Here is a 15,380-nt window from a genome sequence, read left to right as displayed (position 1 = left end):
CGTGCGCGGTCCGGGCGTTGCCGCCCGCCCACGACCAGGACTCGGGTCGAGCCGCGCGGGTGGGCCCCGGGTAGGGAGGGGGAAGGGCCGGGCGCTCGTGGTCAGGTCTGCCGGCGTGTGGGCGTGGCCACGGTCGTGGCGGCGGCGCGTCGCCAGGCGGCGTTGCGTAGCAGGCGCAGGCCGTTGAGGCCGACGATGACGGTTGAGCCCTCGTGTCCGGCCACGCCGAGCGGCAGCGGCAGGTCACCGAGCAGGTCCCAGGCCACCAGAACGGCGATGAACGTGCCGGCGATGACGAGGTTGACGATGACCAGGCGGCGGGCGCGCCTGGCGAGGGCGAGCACGGCGGGTACGGTGTTCAGTTCGTCGCGGGTGATGACCGCGTCGGCGGCATCGAGGGTGAGATCGGCGCCGGCGCGGCCCATCGCGATCCCGGCGTGCGCGGTGGCCAGCGCGGGAGCGTCGTTGACCCCGTCACCCACCAGCGCCACCCGCGCCTGGTGCTGCTGTAGTTCGCGCACCGCGGTCACCTTGTCCTCGGGCAGCAGGCCCGCCCGCACGTCGGTGATGCCCGCCTGCTCGGCCACGCGGGCCGCCGCGCGGGGGTTGTCGCCGGTCAACAGGACCGGACCGGCGCCGGTCAGGCTGGTCAGGTGCGCCACGACCTGGTCTGCGTCGGGGCGCATGCGGTCGGCCAGGCCGAGCACCGCGGCGGGGCGGCCGTCCAGCAGCATCAGCACGGCACTGTGCCCGTCGTCCTCGAGCTCGGCCACCACCGCACGGGCCCGCTCGGCATCACCGGGCGCGGTCTCGTCCAGCAGGTGGGCGGGGCTGCCGATCTCGACCACCTGACCATCGACGTGGGCGCGCACGCCTCGGCCGGGCAGGGAGGCGAAGTCGGTGGCGGCGGGCAGTCGCAGGCCCTGGTGGTGGGCGGCGGAGACGATGGCGCGGCCCAGCGGATGTTCCGAACCTTGCTCGGCCGCAGCCGCCAGTGCGAGCAAGCGGTCGGCCTCGCTGCCGGGGCCGCTCGCCGAACCGCCCTCGGGGGTTGTCGCCGGGTCGGGCATGGGACGCAGGTGGGCCAGGTGCGGGCGGCCTTCGGTCAGGGTGCCGGTCTTGTCGAAGGCGACGTGGGTGACGTCGGCCAGTTGTTCCATCACCACGGCTGACTTGACCAGCACGCCGTGGCGGCCGGCGGTGGCGATGGCGGCCAGCAGCGGGGGCATGGTGGCCAGTACCACCGCGCACGGCGAGGCCACGATCATGAACGTCATCGCCCGCAGCAAGCTTTCCTGCAGGTTCTGCCCCAAGGCCAGGGGAATGGCGAACAACGCGACGGTGGCGGCGACCATCACCACGGAGTAGCGCTGCTCGACCTTCTCGATGAACAGCTGGGTACGCGCCTTGGTCGCGCTGGCCTGCTCGACCATTGCCACGATCCGGGCGATCACCGTCTCCGAAGCCGGCCGGGTGACGTGCACGCGCAGGGCGCCGGTGCCGTTCAACGTGCCGGCGAACACCTCATCGCCCACCTGCTTGTCCACGGGCATGCTCTCGCCGGTGATGGAGGCCTGGTCGACGTCGCTGGCCCCGGCCGCCACCCGGCCGTCGGCGCCGACGCGCTCGCCCGGCCGTACCAGGATGACGTCGCCGAGGCGCAGGTCGGCGGCCGCCACGACCTCCTCCCCGCCGCTGTCGTCGATCCGGGTTGCCTGGTCGGGGGTCAGGTCCAGCAGGCCGCGCACGGAGTCCTCGGTGCGTTTGGTGGCCACGGCTTCCAACGCGCCGGAGGTGGCGAAGATGACGATCAGCAGCGCACCGTCGAAGACCTGCCCGATCGCCGCCGCGCCGATCGCCGCGACGACCATCAGCAGATCGACGTCCAGCGTCTTGTCGCGCAACGCCTTCAGCCCGGACAGGCCCGGATCCCAGCCGCCGGCGGCGTAGCAGGCCAGATACAGGGTCCACCACAACCACGGCGGCGCGTCGGCCAGCTGGGCGACGCCGCCGGCGGCGAACAGCGCGGTGGCCGCGATGGCCCAGCGCACCTCCGTCAGCGAACCGGCCCCGGACCGCCACCACATGGACGACCGGGACGCCGCTGCCGGGGCGAGGGCGGCGGGGGAAGGTCTCAGTTCTGTTGTCACCGAAGCATCGTATATGCGTATCCATGCAGATATGCAAGCAGTGAGGTTCGGAGATATGCTGGCGACATGCACACCTCTTTGCCCGACTTCGACATGCCGAACGAGGAACAGGTGCACCTGGCCGCCGAGTCCTTCCGGCTGCTGTCCGACCCCACCCGCATCAAGATCCTTTGGGCGTTGCTACAGGGCGAATCCAACGTCGCCTGCCTGGCCGAACTCGCCGACGCCGCGCCCACCGCGGTCAGCCAGCACCTGGCCAAGCTGCGCCTGGCCGGATTGGTCAAGGGCCGCCGCGAGGGCACCTTCGTCTACTACAGCGCAGCCGACGAGCACGTGCGCGGCCTGCTGGCCCAGGGCCTTTACCACGCCGACCACATCGACCGCGGCGCCCAGGCCGACCATCAGGCCCCCGCTGTCGCCGTAGGCACCGACCCAGGCCTGAAAAGGCCGCCAAGATCTTCAGCACACTCTAGGCCGGCGGTTCGTCCAGCTCGCTGAGGCTGTTGATCCTCGCGCGGAGCGCGTCCGCGTCGCCCGGGGCGAGTTCGGCGATGAGGTCGAGGGCGCGCCGCAGGGTGTCTCTGCCCTCGCGCACCCGGCCCGCGGCCACCTGGGCCTCGCCCAGCCGCCGCAGCGTCCGGGCGCCGAGCGCGCGTTTCCCGCCCCGGCGCCAGGCCAGTGAGCGTTGGTAGTAGGCGATCGCCTCCTCGTACTGACCGAGCAGGTGATGGATGTGGCCCATGCTGTCGAGCGTGGCCGACTCGCCGGGCATGTCGTCCAGTTCGCGGTGGATGGCCAGCGCCTCCTCACAGCGGCGCAACGCCTCCCTGTACGCCCCGAGCTGCGCGTGGAACCAGCCGATGTTGTTCAGGCTCCGGCCTTCGCCCGCCCGGTCGCCGGCCGTCCGGTACAGCCGCAGCGCCTGCTCGCTCAGGGCCAGCCCCTCCGCGTACTGGCCGTGGCGGTCCTTCAACACGCTGAGGTAGATGAGGCAGACCCCCTGCCCGACCTGGTCGCCGAGGCCGCCGAACAGGGCGAGTGCCTCCCGCAGATGTGACTCGCTCGCGCTGTCCTGGCCCAGCCGGATGAGTGCCTGGGCGAGCCCGACGCGGGCGTGGGCCTCCGCGGCCGGGTCGTTCAGCCGTGCCGCCGCCTCCAGCGCGATGTGGTGCATGGCCACCTGGTCGTCGGAGCGTCCCTCCTGGGACAGGAAGCCCCAGCAGGCGCCCGCCAGCTGCCAGGCATGCGCGTCGAACCCGGAGCGCGCGGCATGCCGGATCGCCGCCAGCAGCGTCCTGTGCTCGCGACCGAACCACGCCAGGCTCTGCGCGCGGTCGGTGATGCGGGCCAGGACCACGCCGGGCCGCGGCGGTGCCAGAGCCAGCGGCACGCGGTGGTACAGGTCCAGGAGCCGGTCGCCGAGGTGTGCGCTGTGCAGGTAGTGGTCGAGCAGCCGGTGCAGCGCCTCGCGGCGCTCGGCCTCCGAGTCGTGGAGGAGAGTCAGCTCCTCGGCGTACGCCCGGAGCAGGTCGTGCCAGCCGTAACGCCCCGGGGAACGCTCCGCCGCCAGGTGGGCCCGCGTCAGCTCGGTCAACAGGCGGTGGGCCTGCCGTACGGGAATCCCGGCCAGGCCGGCGGCCGCGGCGGTGGAGATCTCAGGCGCCGGTAACAGGCCGCGCAGCCGGAACAGCCGTGCGGCGTCCGGGCTGAGCGCGCGGTAGGACCAGGAGAACACCGTGCGCATGTTCGTCGCCGCGTCCCCGCCGTCGAAGACGTCGAGACCGTCGACGCCGTCGAGACCCGAGACGAGCGTGCCGAGCAGGAACGCCGGGCGGGCATGTGCCCGGGCGGCCACGATGGCCAGGGCCAGCGGCAGCCCAGCACACCGGGAGACGATGTCGTCGACCGCCTGCGGCTCGGCGCCCACCTTGTCCACGCCGAGCCGGCGCGTCAGGAGTTCGCGGGAGTGCGCGGGAGAGAACAGCCCCAGCGACAGCGTACGGGCGCCCTCCGCCGCGACCAGGCCGGTCAGCTCGGCACGGCTGGTGATCAGCGCCAGGCAGCCGGGCGCGTTGGGCAGCAGCGGCCGGACCTGGTCGGCGTCGAGGGCGTTGTCGAGCAGGATCAGCATGCGCCGCTCCGCCAGCAGGCTGCGGTAGAGCCCGACCTGCGCCTCCAGCGTGGCGGGTATCAGCTGCGACGGCACCTGGAGGGCGTCCAGGAACAGCCGCACCGCCTCCCCCGGCGGCCGGGCGATGTGGGTGGGGCCGAACCCCTGGAGGTTCACGTAGAGCTGGCCGTCGGGGAAACGGTCGCGTACCCGGTGTGCCCAGTGCACGGCCAGGGTGGTCTTGCCGACGCCGCCGGTGCCGGTGATGACGCAGGGCGCCAGCGCCATCGCCTGCGCCGAGGGCGAGGAGCCGGCGGCCGGGAGGGTCAGCCGGTCCAGGGCGGCCAGCTCCTCCTCGCGGGCGGTGAACAGCTCGGTGTCCGGGGGGAGGTGCCGCGGCACCGCGAGGGCGGACGTACCGGTCGCGGCGGTGGTCGTCCCGGCCGTACCGGTCGCGGCGGCTGGTGTCCCGGCCGTCTCCTCCCGGCCGGCGAGGATCGCCTGGTGCAGCCGTTGCAGTTCCTCGCCGGGCTCGATGCCCAGATCCTCGGCGAAGCGGCGCCTGACGCGGCGGAAGACGGCCAGCGCCTGGGTGCGGCGGTCGCATCGCAGCAACGCCGTCATCAGCAGGGCCACCAGCCGTTCGCGCAGCGGGTTCTCAACGACCAGGGCCGCCAGCTCCGCCGCCACCTCATGATGCCGCCCTTGCCGCAGGTCGAGCACGGCCCGCTGCTCCAGTGCCGCCAGCCGCTCCTCCTCGAGGCCCGGCACGACGACGTCGGGCAGCCACCGGCCTGCGACGTCCGCCAAGGGCGCGCCCTGCCACAGCGCCAGCCCGCTACGCAGCAGGCCGACGGCGCGCTCCGGCTCGCTCTCGCCGCCGGCCTCGCGGACCAGTTCACGGAAGCGGTACAGGTCGATGCGCTCGCGCTCCACCGTCAGGCGGTAGCCGCGCGCCGAGGTCACCAGCGCCACCTCGGGGAACGGGGCCAGCAGCCGGCGAAGCCTGGAGATGTGCCCCTGCACGGCGTTGCGGGAGAACTCGGGCGGTTCGGCGCCCCACAGCGCGGTCTCCAGTCGCGTCACCGGCACCGGACGCCCCACTTCGAGCAGCAGCATCGCCAGCACGGTCCGCTGCTGCGCGACGGACGGGCCCAGCCATCGCCCGGCGTCCCACACTCCCACCGGTCCTAACAGACGGAACCCAACGCCGTCCACGGTCACTCGTCCCTGCCTCCAGCCACTACATGCCTCGATGAGTGCCCGGCGCGATCATGCTTGGCAGCCTAACCGCCAACTCAGCGGAAAATCAGCGCCATTTCAGTACCAACCATCAGTCTTTTCACAAGCGGCGCGTAAGGCCGTAGAACCTCACGAGGAGGAACATCATGGAGATCAAGGTCAAGAAGGTCGAGTCCGTCAAGGCCACCCAGAACCCGTCCACGTGAGGCGCTGACATCGCCTGACGATTTCTCCCGCGGGGAGGGAGACAAGACGCTCCTCATCGTACGCGCCCTTGTCCCTCCCCGCCGGGGCCCAACATGCGTACTGGCGCGGGAGGCACGATGCGTGTGGCGTTGAAGGAATGTGAATGGGAGGCGACCGGCGAGGACCTCCTGGTGGTCTTCGACGCTCGCGAGGCGATCACCCTGAACGATCCCGACGGTCAGGTGGCCGCGCTCCTGAGCGAGCTGCGCCGGGCCCCGCAGACCGCCGCCGAGCTGAGCGACGCCCTCGGCAGGCAGGGGTTCCAGCTCTCCGAGGAGGACGTCAGCCGGGGCCTGAGCGGGCTCGACGGCCTGGGCCTGGTCGAGGACGCCGACGGCAGGACCCTCGGAGACCCGGACGAGGACGAACGGCACTTCTCGAACCTCTGCTTCTACGGCACCTACTCCGCCCTTGACCGCCAGCGCGCCGGGTTCCTCCGGCCGATGCGCGAGGCCCACGTCCTGGTGCTGGGCGTCGGCGGCGGCGGCTCCTCCCTGGTGCAGTGCCTGGCCGGCCTCGGCGTCGGCGAGATGACGCTGGTCGACCAGGACCGCGTCGAACCCCGTAACTTCGCCCGGCAGTTCCTCTACCGGCATGCGGACATCGGCCTGTCGAAGGCCGAGCGCGCGGCCGCGTGGGTGCGCGACTACGACCCGAGCATCAAGGTGAACGCCGTCGACCGCTGGATCTCCGCCCCCGAGGACCTCGCGGACCTGGTCCAGGACATCGACCTGATGGCGGGCGGCCTCGACGGCCATCCGCACGCCAATCTCTGGGCGAACGAGGCCGCGGTCCGGGCCGGCGTCCCGTACGTGCTGGGGGGCGCCAACCGTACCCAGCTGATGTACCTCTCCGTGGATCCGGGCCGAACGCCGTGCCTCGCCTGCGACTACGCGGACCGGCCCGCCGAGGACAGCTCGGAGGGGGTCGCCTACCGGATCGTGGAGAACATGAAGCTGAGCAACCCGCTCACCGGGCCGATGGCGATGCAGGTCGGCTCGCTGCTGGCCTTCGAGGCGCAGCGGTACCTCACCGGCTACGAACCGCCCCGCTCGGCCGGGTTCCGCGTCACCCTCGATCTGCGCAAGGGGCTGGTGCCCGAGTGGCAGCCCCTGCCCGAGAACCCGGAATGCCGGGTCTGCCTGCTGGCCCCGCCGCGCGAGGGTGAGCGCCGGTGACCACCCCCGGCTCCGCCACGGTCAGGCTCAGACCGCTCAGCGTCGTTCCCGAGGGCGAGGACGAGGTTCTGGTGGGCGACCCCGCCGCCGGCACCTTCGTGACGATCCCGGCGGTCGGCGGGGTGGTGATCGCCGCCCTGCAGCGGGGAGCGAGCCTCGACGAGGCGGCGGCCGAGGCCGAGGAGTTCGCCGGCCAGCCGGTCAACGTGCCGTCGTTCGTCGAAACCCTCGGGGAGCTCGGCTTCCTGGCCGAGGACGCCGGCGACGAGGATCCGGGGGACGGCGCCGCGTCGGAACCCGTCCGCACCGCACCCATTCAGGCCCGCCACTGGATGACCAGCATCCGCCCCGAGACGGTACGCCCCTTCTTCGGCCCCGCGGCCTGGACCTTCTATGCCGCCTGCCTGCTTTACGCGCTGGGCGTCTTCGCGCTCCGGCCCGGCCTGATCCCCGACCCGGCCGAGGACGCCTTCGCCTTCGACGACACCGGGCTGAGCACGCTGGCCTGGATCCCCTTCGTGTGGTTCGCCGCGGCCAGCCACGAGTGCGGCCACTGGCTCGGCGCGCGGGCTCTCGGCATCCAGACCCGCTTCGGGGTCGACCGCCGCATGTGGATGCTCGTCTTCGAAACAGACCTCACCCAGCTGTGGACGCTCCCGCGCCGCCAGCGGTACGGCCCGCTGCTGGCGGGCCTGGCCGTGGACTCCGTACTGCTCGCCGTGCTGCTCACCGGCCGGCTGCTGATCGACATCGGCCACTGGTCGGCCCCCGGCACGGTCGCGTCGCTGCTGGCCGCCTGGGTGCTCATCAAGGTCATCCAGATGCTCTGGCAGAGCCTGGTCTTTCTCCGCACCGATCTCTACGCGGTGATGGTCAACGCCCTGGGCTGCCGCAATCTGTGGCGCGTGAAGTCGCTGATGCTGCGGCGGGCCTTCGGGAGGCTGACGGCGCAGGAAGCCGAGGAACTGGCGGACGCCACCGAAGCCGACCTGCGTACCGGACGCTGGTTCCGCTGGCTGTGGCTGGCGGGATTCCTCGGCGTGGCCGCCTGGTTCGGCTTCCTGCTGCTGCCGGTCATCGTGGAGGTCCTGCACTGGACGGCCGACGGCCTGGCCGAGGGCCCCCTGACTGCCGGATTCTGGTACCGGCTGCTCTGCGCGGGCCTGCTGCTGGGCCCCGAGAGCCTGGCCCTGGTGCTGGCCGTCAAGGAGTACGCAGGGCGGCTGGTCGCCCGGCGCGCTTGACCCGAGAGCGAGGAGCCGGGCCGCTCCTTTACGCACCCGGCAGTGCAGCCTGCGTGAACCGCTCGATCCACCCGTCGCGCTTCAGCCACCCCTGGAAGGTCGCGCACGGGATCCGCGCGCACGACACCTCCAGGACCACCGTGGACCCGATGCGCCAACCACGGTGCTGGCGGCTCGCGTTCAAGGGCAGATTGTAGGAACCCTGACTCTGGTCACCTTTCCGCTGACGGGGTTCCCCAACGGCGGAACTCGATCGTCTACCGCTTCGTGCTCGATGGGTGAAGGGCGGGTCGTCCTTCGGTACGGGCTACTGTGCTGGAGCAGCCGGGCCCGGGCGGTCGTCTGGTGAGGGTTGGCCGGCGAGGAGGAAGTCGGTCAGTTCGAACTCGGCAGCGTGCTCGTTCTCGCTCAAGAAGAAGGTCCCGCCGGCGAGGTCGGGATCCCAGCCATGCAGCAAGGCGTAATCGATGACCTTCCGCACATCCTTCGGGGTCGGATAGCTGGAGTCAGTCGCACAGCCCCACGGCAGGACCGCCTTCGACAACAGATCCACCTCGAGCGCGCGGCTGTTCTTCCCGGCGCCCCAAACGCGCAAGCGGACACACCTGTGGCAGTCGCGGTTACCGGTCACGTGGTGGATCCGGCCGCTCCATACGAACTCCTGCCCGCCCGCGTACAGCTTGCGCAACCTCGCCCGCACGCTGCCCCCTCGCCTGATCAGCCTGGCCGGAACCTACTGTCCCAAGCTTGCCCGAAACGGGCGAGTCCGAAGATTCCGAACGGGAACCAGTGAACTTCTTGATCGGACACGGTCTCTAATCCGGTGTTCGATCTATGAAGGGAACCCAAGTGTTCATGTCCGCGAAGACGATCGTCGCCGCATCCCTCCTTGCCGCTGGAACGCTCGCCACCGCCGCGCCTGCGCAGGCGACCACCGAGACACCGCAGAGCGTTTGCGGCAGCGGTTTCCGTGTGGTGAAGGACGGCGTCCGGACGATCAAGGAGAGGAAGGGCGCCGAGCTCGGCAAGGTCTTCCTGCTCTACAACAGGAGGACCGGCTACAACTGCGTAGTGACGTTCCGGACCCTGTTCCACGTCGGCCACGCCAAGGTCCGGATGGGCGCCACGCTGACCGTCCAGACCAGCACTCCTCCGCTGACCTCCTCCGCGACGGCCTCGGGCGTCTACAGCGGGCACACCAAGCCGGTGAAGCTGTTCGCGCGTGGTCTGTGCGTCAAGTACTCGGGCACCATCCAGAGTCCGGGCTCCGCCTCGGTGGGGAAGGGCGGTCGCGACAAGTGGGGCAACTGCGGCAGGTGACCCGCTTCGGGGCGGTGTGCTCACACCGCCCCGAAGGACCGGCGGTGAGCTGATCCCAAGGGCATGCGATCCGGCGTCGGACGGACACGGCACGAACGCGGGCGACCAGAACGCTCAACAGCGGCCTCGCGGCACGTGACCTCGCCCATGACCGTTGTTACTCTTGGTGAGTAATGATGGACGTTCCGTCGCGGTTTCTGCGGTGGGCGGTGCACGCCACCGTCTGCGGGCTGCTCGCGATCGCCGTGGTGAGCTCGTTGCGCGAGGACCGCGTCGCCGTGGCCGTCGGCGGCGTGCTGCTCGGCCTGGCATATGCCGCCGGCGGCCTGGCGGCGGTCCAGGCGCGCGGCCCCGTGTGGCTCGTAGTGGTGACGGCCGGATGGCTGGTGCTCGCCGCGACGGCGCCGCCGTTCGTCTGGCTGGCGTTCCCGCTGCTGTTCGTGTACCTGGACCTGCTACCGCTGTGGGCGGCGATGTTCGGGGTGGCGGTGGTGACGTCGGCGGCGATCCTGGCGGCGGCGTGGCACGCCGGCGAGCTGACCCTGCCGCTCGTCGTGGGCCCGGGCGTCGGGGCCTCCGTGGTGACGCTTCTGGTGCTGGCCTGCAGAGCGCTCGAGGTCGAGGGCCCGGACTGACGGATCAGACAGTCGAGGGCCCGGAGTGACGGATGGTCGAGGGCCAGGGTCAGGCCGTCACGATGGCGAAGTCGGGCGCCGGCCGGTCGAGCACGGCGACCAGCCGCTGCAGCGCCCCCGTGTCCCCCTCGCGCTCCACACCACCGACGCCCTTGCCCGACAGCAGCCCCACGAGCTGCTCCTTCGTCAGCCGGAGCGTCAGGTCCGCGCTCTCGTCCGCCGGCTCCCGCTGATGGATGAGCGCGCCGTTGGACAACGTCGTACGATGCCGCTCCCCCAGATCGGTCAGATGCCAGTCGATCGACAACCGCTCGTTCCAGGCGCGTGGCCCGTCCACGCGGATGGCGATCGAGTCGAAGATCTGCTCCACGTTCAGCGCGGTCAGCAGGTCCGGCGAGGCGGTGTCCACGGTGGCCGGCACGATGCCCTCGGACAGCTCCAGGGCGCCCATGAGGTAGAAGTTGCGCCACGTGGCGTTCTCGGCGCCGTGGCCGAGCCGCGTGTAGACCTCGGCGAGCAGGTCACGTGCCTCCTTGTTGCCCTCGTCGGCGAAGACGGCGTGGTTGAGCAGCTGGGCGGCGAAGCGCAGGTCGTTCTCCCTGATGTAGCGCCGGGCGAACGCGACCACCGCCGAGCCCCCGCCCAGGCACTCGACGTACCGGAGCGCGCTCTCCCGCGGCGGGTGCTCCCACAGACGCGCCGGATTCCCGTCGAACCAGCCCAGATAGCGCTGGTAGATGCCCTTGACGTTGTGGCTGACCGAGCCGTAGTAGCCGCGCGTGTGCCAGGCCTGCTCCAGCCCGGGCGGCATGTGCAGGGCCTCGGCGATCTCGGGCCCGGTCAGGCCCTTGTTGAGCAGCCGCAGCGTCTGGTCGTGCAGGTAGGCGTACATGTCCCGCTGCTCCCCGAGGAGCCGTACGATGCCGTCGCGGCCCCAGGTGGGCCAGTGGTGCGAGGCGAAGGCGACGTCGGCCCGGTCGGCGAACAGCGAGATGGCCTCGTTCAGGTAACGCGCCCAGAGGCGGGCGTCGCGCACCGGGGCGCCGCGCAGGGTGAGGATGTTGTGCTGGTTGTGGGTGGCGTTCTCGGCCAGGCACAGGGCGCGGCGGTCGGGGAGGAGGAAGTTCATCTCGGCGGGGGCCTCCGTGCCCGGTGTGAGCTGGAAGACCAGCAGGATCCCGTCGATGGTCTCCTCCTGTCCGGTACGGGTGACGTCCAGCGTGGGCGGGATGAGCGACACGGTGCCCGTCGAGTTGGTGATGCCGAGGCCGCAGCCGATCTGGCCCTCCGGCGAGCGGGGCAGCGCGGTGCCGTACATGTAGACGGCCCGGCGGGTCATGGCGGGGCCCGCGTAGACGTTCTCCGCCACCGCGTGCTCCATGAAACCGGCGGGGGCGAGGATCGGCACGTCTCCCTCGGTGACGCCGCGTACGCCGCCGAAGTGGTCCACGTGCGAGTGGGTGTAGATCACGCCGGTGACCGGGCGGGCACCGCGGTGGTCGCGGTACAGCTTCAGCGCGGCGGCGGCGCACTCGGTGGAGATCAGCGGGTCGATCACCAGGACGCCGCGCTCGCCCTCGACCAGGGTCATGTTCGACAGGTCCAGGCCGCGTACCTGGTAGACCCCCTCCGCGACCTCGTACAGCCCTTGCCTGGCACACAGCTGGCCCTGTCGCCAGAGGCTGGGATGGGCCGTGTCCGGGCACTCTCCCCGGAGGAACTCGTAGGCGTCGTTGTCCCAGATGACCCTGCTGTCCGCAGTCTTGATCACTGCCGGGCTGAGCTTCCCGATGAACCCGCGGTCCGCGTCCACGAAGTCGCCCTTGTCGTGAAATGGAAGGTCTGCCATGCCATGCCGAGTGCCCGGGAATCGGCCCCGAATAGCTCAACAAACCGCCCTAATAGCATGAATCTAGGGCAATAAGGGCATGTTGTGAGCCGTGTGATTGGCTTGTCGGGTGAATGCGTGTGTGTTCGACCTCGATGGCGTGCTGGTGGACTCCGAGCCGGTGTGGGAGGAGGTGCGGCGGGCCTTCGTCGCCGATCACGGCGGCACGTGGCAGCCGGACACGCAGTCCAGGCTCATGGGCATGAGCACCGCGGAGTGGGCCGCCTACCTGCACTCGCTCGGGGTGTCGCTGCCCCCGGACGAGATCGCGCGCAGGGTGGTGGACCAGATGGCCGCCCGCTACCGCGACGAGGTGCCGCTGATGCCGGGGGCGGTGGAGACGGTGCGGCGGCTGTCCGAGTCGGTCACGCTGGGGCTGGCCAGCTCGTCCCCGCGGACGCTGATCGACGTCGTGCTGGACGCGGCCGAGCTGAAGGAGTGCTTCGCGGCCACCGTCTCGACCGAGGAGGTCGAGCGTGGCAAGCCCGCGCCCGACGGATACCTGGAGACGGCCCGGCGGATCGGGGTCGATCCCCAGGAGTGCGTGGCGGTCGAGGACTCGAGCAACGGGCTGCGCTCGGCGCACGCGGCGGGCATGCGGGTGATCGCCGTGCCGCATCCGCGCTACCCGCCCGCGCCGGACGCGCTGGCCCTGGCGTGGCGCGTCCTGCCCGACCTCGACGCGCTGAACCCCGACCTGCTCACATGAACGCCCAGGCCAGGTGGCTATGCTTACGAAATCGTGCGAGACATCACGGTTTTCAGCGGCAGCGCCCATCCCGAGCTGGCCGAAGAGATCTGCAGCCATCTGGGCACCCCTCTCCACCCGGTGAAGATCGAGCGCTTCGCCAATGACGTGCTCGAGGTGCAGCTCCAGGCCAACTGCCGCGAGCGCGACGTGTTCCTCATCCAGCCGCTCGTGCCGCCCGTACAGGAGCACCTGGTCGAGCTGCTGCTGATGCTCGACGCGGCCCGGGGCGCGTCGGCGGCGAGGACCACCGTGGTTCTGCCTCACTATGCGTACGCACGGTCCGACAAGAAGGACGCCCCGCGCATCTCGATCGGCGCCCGGCTGGTCGCCGACCTGATGGTGGCCGCGGGCGCCAGCCGGGTGCTGGCGATGACGCTGCACTCGCCGCAGGTGCACGGCTTCTTCAGCGTCCCGGTCGACCACCTGCACGCGCTGCGCGAGCTGGCCGTGCACTTCCGCCAGTACGACCTGTCGAACACGGTCGTCGTCTCCCCCGACCTCGGCAACGCCAAGGAGGCGGCCCACTTCGCCCGCCTGCTCGGCACCGAGGTCGCGATGGGCGCCAAGCAGCGCTTCAGCGACGACCGCGTGGTGATCAGCTCCGTGATCGGCGATGTCGCGGACAAGGACGTGATCATCCTGGACGACGAGATCGCCAAGGGCAGCACGGTGATCGAGCTGCTCGACCGGCTGCGCGAGCGCGGCGCGCGTTCGGTACGGGTGGCGTGCACGCACGGGCTGTTCGCGGGCGGGGCGGTCGAACGGCTGAGCGCGCTGCCCGAGGTGGCGGAGATCGTCTGCACCAACACCGTGCCGCCGCCCAAGCCCAGCGAGAAGCTCACCGTGCTGTCGATCGCACCCGCCCTGGCCGAGGCCATGCGCCGCATCCACGACGGCGAGTCGGTGAGCGCGCTGTTCAACGCACCATGATGACCTGACCGGACCGTGCGACAACGGCATGCAGGGGTGTTGGGGAGCGGTCCGCGGCGATCGCCCTCGACACCCCTCGCGATCAGGGGCGACCTTCCCACTCGAGCGCGCATCGATCATAGTTGCCAATATGCACGCAGCGACCGAACGACTGCTGAGCGACTTTCTCCAGGGCATCGAGCCCATCGTTCCCCTGGTCGCATTATGGGCGCACGGCTCGCTGGCGGCCGGCGACTACCAGCCGGGACGCAGCGACCTCGACCTGATCGCGGTCGTGGACACGCCCGTGACGATGGAGCAGTGGCGGCGCATCAAGGCCGCCCACCGGGCGCTCGACCGGCCGCTGGCGGCCGGGCTGCACTGCTCGTACATGGCCAGACAGGAGCTGGCCGACCACTCCGCCGAGCACGTGACGTGGGCCCACGAGGAGATCTTCCGCCGCCCCGTCACCGCGATCACCCGCCGCGAGCTGCACGACGGGGCTCTCCAGCTGTACGGCCCGCCGCCCGCCGGCCTGCTGCCTCCCGTGTCGGACGAGGAGGTGGCCGAGTTCGTACGGACCGATTTACGGGACTTCTGGCTCGTCAAGACGCGCGGGCGGCGGCGCTGGCTGCGCGACATCTGGGTGGACCTGGGCATGCTGACGGTCGCCAGGGCCACGGTCACGCTACGGGAGGGACGCCTGATCAGCAAGCGGGAGGCCCTGGACGTGCTCGCCGAGCTGGGGGCGCCGGAGAAGGTGGTGGCCGACGTGCGGGCCCGGAGGTACGGGACGGCGGCGCCGGTGCTGAGCCGCTTCAGGAGGGGCAGGCTGGCCCGCGCGTTCGTCAGATCGGCGATCAGGAAGGCACTGACCTCGTGAGCCTGGTCAGCAGATGGCGGCGCTCGCGCTGATTGTCAGGCGGATAGTCTTGGCGCGGGTTACCACCTGAAATCAGGAGAAGGGCAGCAAATGGGGGAAATCAGGCAGTCCTATCTGGTGGCCGCGGAGTCGGCGGTGTCGCTGCTGCGCACTCCGGCGGTGGCGGCGGCCTGGGAGAAGCCGAGCGCGCTCACCGAGTTCAGCGTCGCGGGGCTGGCCGGGCACCTGGCCCACCAGCTCGTCAGGGTCCGTGACGTGCTCCCGCCGAACGGACAGGTCCAGGAGCCGATCGGGCTCCTGGAGCACTATTCGAGGTCGCCGTGGGTGCAGGCGGGGCTCGACCACGAGAGCAACGTGAGCGTCAGGCGCGGCGGCCAGGCGGCCGCGGCGGACGGGCCCGTGGCGCTGGTGGAAAGGACGCAGGCGCTGCTCGACCAGCTGACCGCCGCCCTGCCGGCCGAGCCCGCCGACCGGATCGTGGCCCTGCCCTGGTCGGGCTGGTCGCTGCGGCTCGACGACTTCCTGCTGACGCGGCTGGTGGAGCTGGTCGTGCACTCGGACGACCTGGCGGCGAGCGTGGGCCTGGACACTCCGGAGCTGCCCTCGTCGGTCATCGACCCCGTGGTGGAGCTGCTGGCCCGGCTGGCCGTCCACCGGCACGGGGCGACGGCGGTCGTCCGCACCCTGAGCCGCGCCGAACGCGCCCCGGCCACCATAAGCGCCTTCTGACCCGCAAGCGCCGTCAGGAGGCGCTGCTGCCCCACCTGCCCGGCCGCGACCGGATGATCGACAGGATCGCCGGCCCCATCCACCGCGCCGCGAAC

14 protein-coding genes are annotated in these 15,380 nt (G+C 71.1%); 9 read left to right on the top strand and 5 right to left on the bottom strand.

The annotated features are described in order from the left end of the window. Positions 1-101: 101 nt before the first annotated feature. A complete protein-coding gene (locus ABN273_RS54140; RefSeq protein ID WP_502911313.1) occupies positions 102-2,150 on the bottom strand; it encodes a heavy metal translocating P-type ATPase in 2,049 nt (682 codons plus the stop codon). Between the two features lie 66 nt (positions 2,151-2,216). Here ABN273_RS54140 and ABN273_RS54135 point away from each other — a divergent pair, with 66 nt between their 5' ends. Beyond that, positions 2,217-2,648: an ArsR/SmtB family transcription factor gene (locus tag ABN273_RS54135; RefSeq protein WP_349457576.1), complete on the top strand. Its 432-nt coding sequence runs from the start codon at positions 2,217-2,219 to the stop codon at positions 2,646-2,648. Here ABN273_RS54135 and ABN273_RS54130 read toward each other — a convergent pair. Then, positions 2,620-5,445 (bottom strand): AfsR/SARP family transcriptional regulator, encoded by a 2,826-nt coding sequence (locus ABN273_RS54130; RefSeq protein ID WP_349457575.1) that lies wholly within the window; start codon positions 5,443-5,445, stop codon positions 2,620-2,622. The two genes, ABN273_RS54135 and ABN273_RS54130, sit on opposite strands and share 29 nt — an antisense overlap. A 380-nt stretch (positions 5,446-5,825) precedes the next feature. Between ABN273_RS54130 and ABN273_RS54125 the strand changes: the two genes are divergently transcribed. Both ABN273_RS54125 and ABN273_RS54120 read left to right on the top strand, forming a co-directional pair. Then, positions 5,826-6,926 carry a HesA/MoeB/ThiF family protein gene (locus ABN273_RS54125; protein ID WP_349457574.1) on the top strand — a complete coding sequence of 367 codons (1,101 nt, stop codon included), beginning with the start codon at positions 5,826-5,828 and terminating at the stop codon, positions 6,924-6,926. Continuing rightward, the gene (locus ABN273_RS54120; protein WP_349457573.1) at positions 6,923-8,170 is read left to right on the top strand and encodes a hypothetical protein; all 1,248 of its coding nucleotides are present in this window, start codon (positions 6,923-6,925) and stop codon (positions 8,168-8,170) included. Before ABN273_RS54125 ends, ABN273_RS54120 begins: the two co-directional genes overlap by 4 nt. Positions 8,171-8,198: 28 nt before the next feature. Here ABN273_RS54120 and ABN273_RS54115 read toward each other — a convergent pair whose 3' ends face one another. Next, on the bottom strand, positions 8,199-8,354 hold the full coding sequence (locus ABN273_RS54115; protein WP_349457572.1) for an MOSC domain-containing protein: 156 nt from the start codon (positions 8,352-8,354) through the stop codon (positions 8,199-8,201). A gap of 123 nt (positions 8,355-8,477) precedes the next feature. Continuing rightward, positions 8,478-8,858, bottom strand: coding sequence for a hypothetical protein (locus ABN273_RS54110; protein WP_349457571.1), 381 nt, complete (start codon positions 8,856-8,858; stop codon positions 8,478-8,480). Between the two features lie 167 nt (positions 8,859-9,025). Between ABN273_RS54110 and ABN273_RS54105 the strand changes: the two genes are divergently transcribed. Next, entirely contained in the window at positions 9,026-9,490 is a 465-nt protein-coding gene (locus tag ABN273_RS54105; protein WP_349457570.1) for a hypothetical protein, read from the top strand. Positions 9,491-9,663: 173 nt separating this feature from the next. Then, positions 9,664-10,125 (top strand): hypothetical protein, encoded by a 462-nt coding sequence (locus ABN273_RS54100; protein WP_349457569.1) that lies wholly within the window; start codon positions 9,664-9,666, stop codon positions 10,123-10,125. A 49-nt stretch (positions 10,126-10,174) separates the two neighbouring features. On the opposite strand, the gene ABN273_RS54095 is transcribed toward ABN273_RS54100, so the two are convergent. Continuing rightward, positions 10,175-11,974, bottom strand: a complete 1,800-nt coding sequence (locus ABN273_RS54095) for an alkyl/aryl-sulfatase (protein ID WP_349457568.1) — start codon at positions 11,972-11,974, stop codon at positions 10,175-10,177. A gap of 121 nt (positions 11,975-12,095) precedes the next feature. Here ABN273_RS54095 and ABN273_RS54090 point away from each other — a divergent pair, with 121 nt between their 5' ends. From ABN273_RS54090 to ABN273_RS54075, 4 genes are all read left to right on the top strand, one after another. Then, on the top strand, positions 12,096-12,722 hold the full coding sequence (locus ABN273_RS54090; RefSeq protein ID WP_349457567.1) for an HAD family hydrolase: 627 nt from the start codon (positions 12,096-12,098) through the stop codon (positions 12,720-12,722). 33 nt (positions 12,723-12,755) lie between these two features. Next, positions 12,756-13,694, top strand: coding sequence for a ribose-phosphate diphosphokinase (locus ABN273_RS54085; protein ID WP_349457566.1), 939 nt, complete (start codon positions 12,756-12,758; stop codon positions 13,692-13,694). A 130-nt stretch (positions 13,695-13,824) separates the two neighbouring features. Continuing rightward, positions 13,825-14,556, top strand: coding sequence for a nucleotidyltransferase domain-containing protein (locus ABN273_RS54080; RefSeq protein WP_349457565.1), 732 nt, complete (start codon positions 13,825-13,827; stop codon positions 14,554-14,556). A 90-nt stretch (positions 14,557-14,646) separates the two neighbouring features. Next, positions 14,647-15,285, top strand: coding sequence for a maleylpyruvate isomerase N-terminal domain-containing protein (locus ABN273_RS54075; protein WP_349457564.1), 639 nt, complete (start codon positions 14,647-14,649; stop codon positions 15,283-15,285). Positions 15,286-15,380 lie beyond the last annotated feature (95 nt).

It is taken from the genome of Nonomuraea sp. B19D2 (assembly GCF_040137845.1).
Classification (GTDB): Bacteria; Actinomycetota; Actinomycetes; order Streptosporangiales; family Streptosporangiaceae; genus Nonomuraea.
This window is presented reverse-complemented; position numbering and strand designations above follow the sequence as displayed.

Bases quoted from the DNA above. Each gene is read 5' to 3' on its own strand.
- ABN273_RS54135 (WP_349457576.1), top strand. From the start codon at position 2,217: ATGCACACCTCTTTGCCCGACTTCGACATGCCGAACGAGGAACAGGTG.
- ABN273_RS54125 (WP_349457574.1), top strand. From the start codon at position 5,826: ATGCGTGTGGCGTTGAAGGAATGTGAATGGGAGGCGACCGGCGAGGAC.
- ABN273_RS54105 (WP_349457570.1), top strand. From the start codon at position 9,026: ATGTCCGCGAAGACGATCGTCGCCGCATCCCTCCTTGCCGCTGGAACG.
- ABN273_RS54100 (WP_349457569.1), top strand. From the start codon at position 9,664: ATGATGGACGTTCCGTCGCGGTTTCTGCGGTGGGCGGTGCACGCCACC.
- ABN273_RS54095 (WP_349457568.1), bottom strand. From the start codon at position 11,974: ATGGCAGACCTTCCATTTCACGACAAGGGCGACTTCGTGGACGCGGAC.
- ABN273_RS54080 (WP_349457565.1), top strand. From the start codon at position 13,825: ATGCACGCAGCGACCGAACGACTGCTGAGCGACTTTCTCCAGGGCATC.
- ABN273_RS54075 (WP_349457564.1), top strand. From the start codon at position 14,647: ATGGGGGAAATCAGGCAGTCCTATCTGGTGGCCGCGGAGTCGGCGGTG.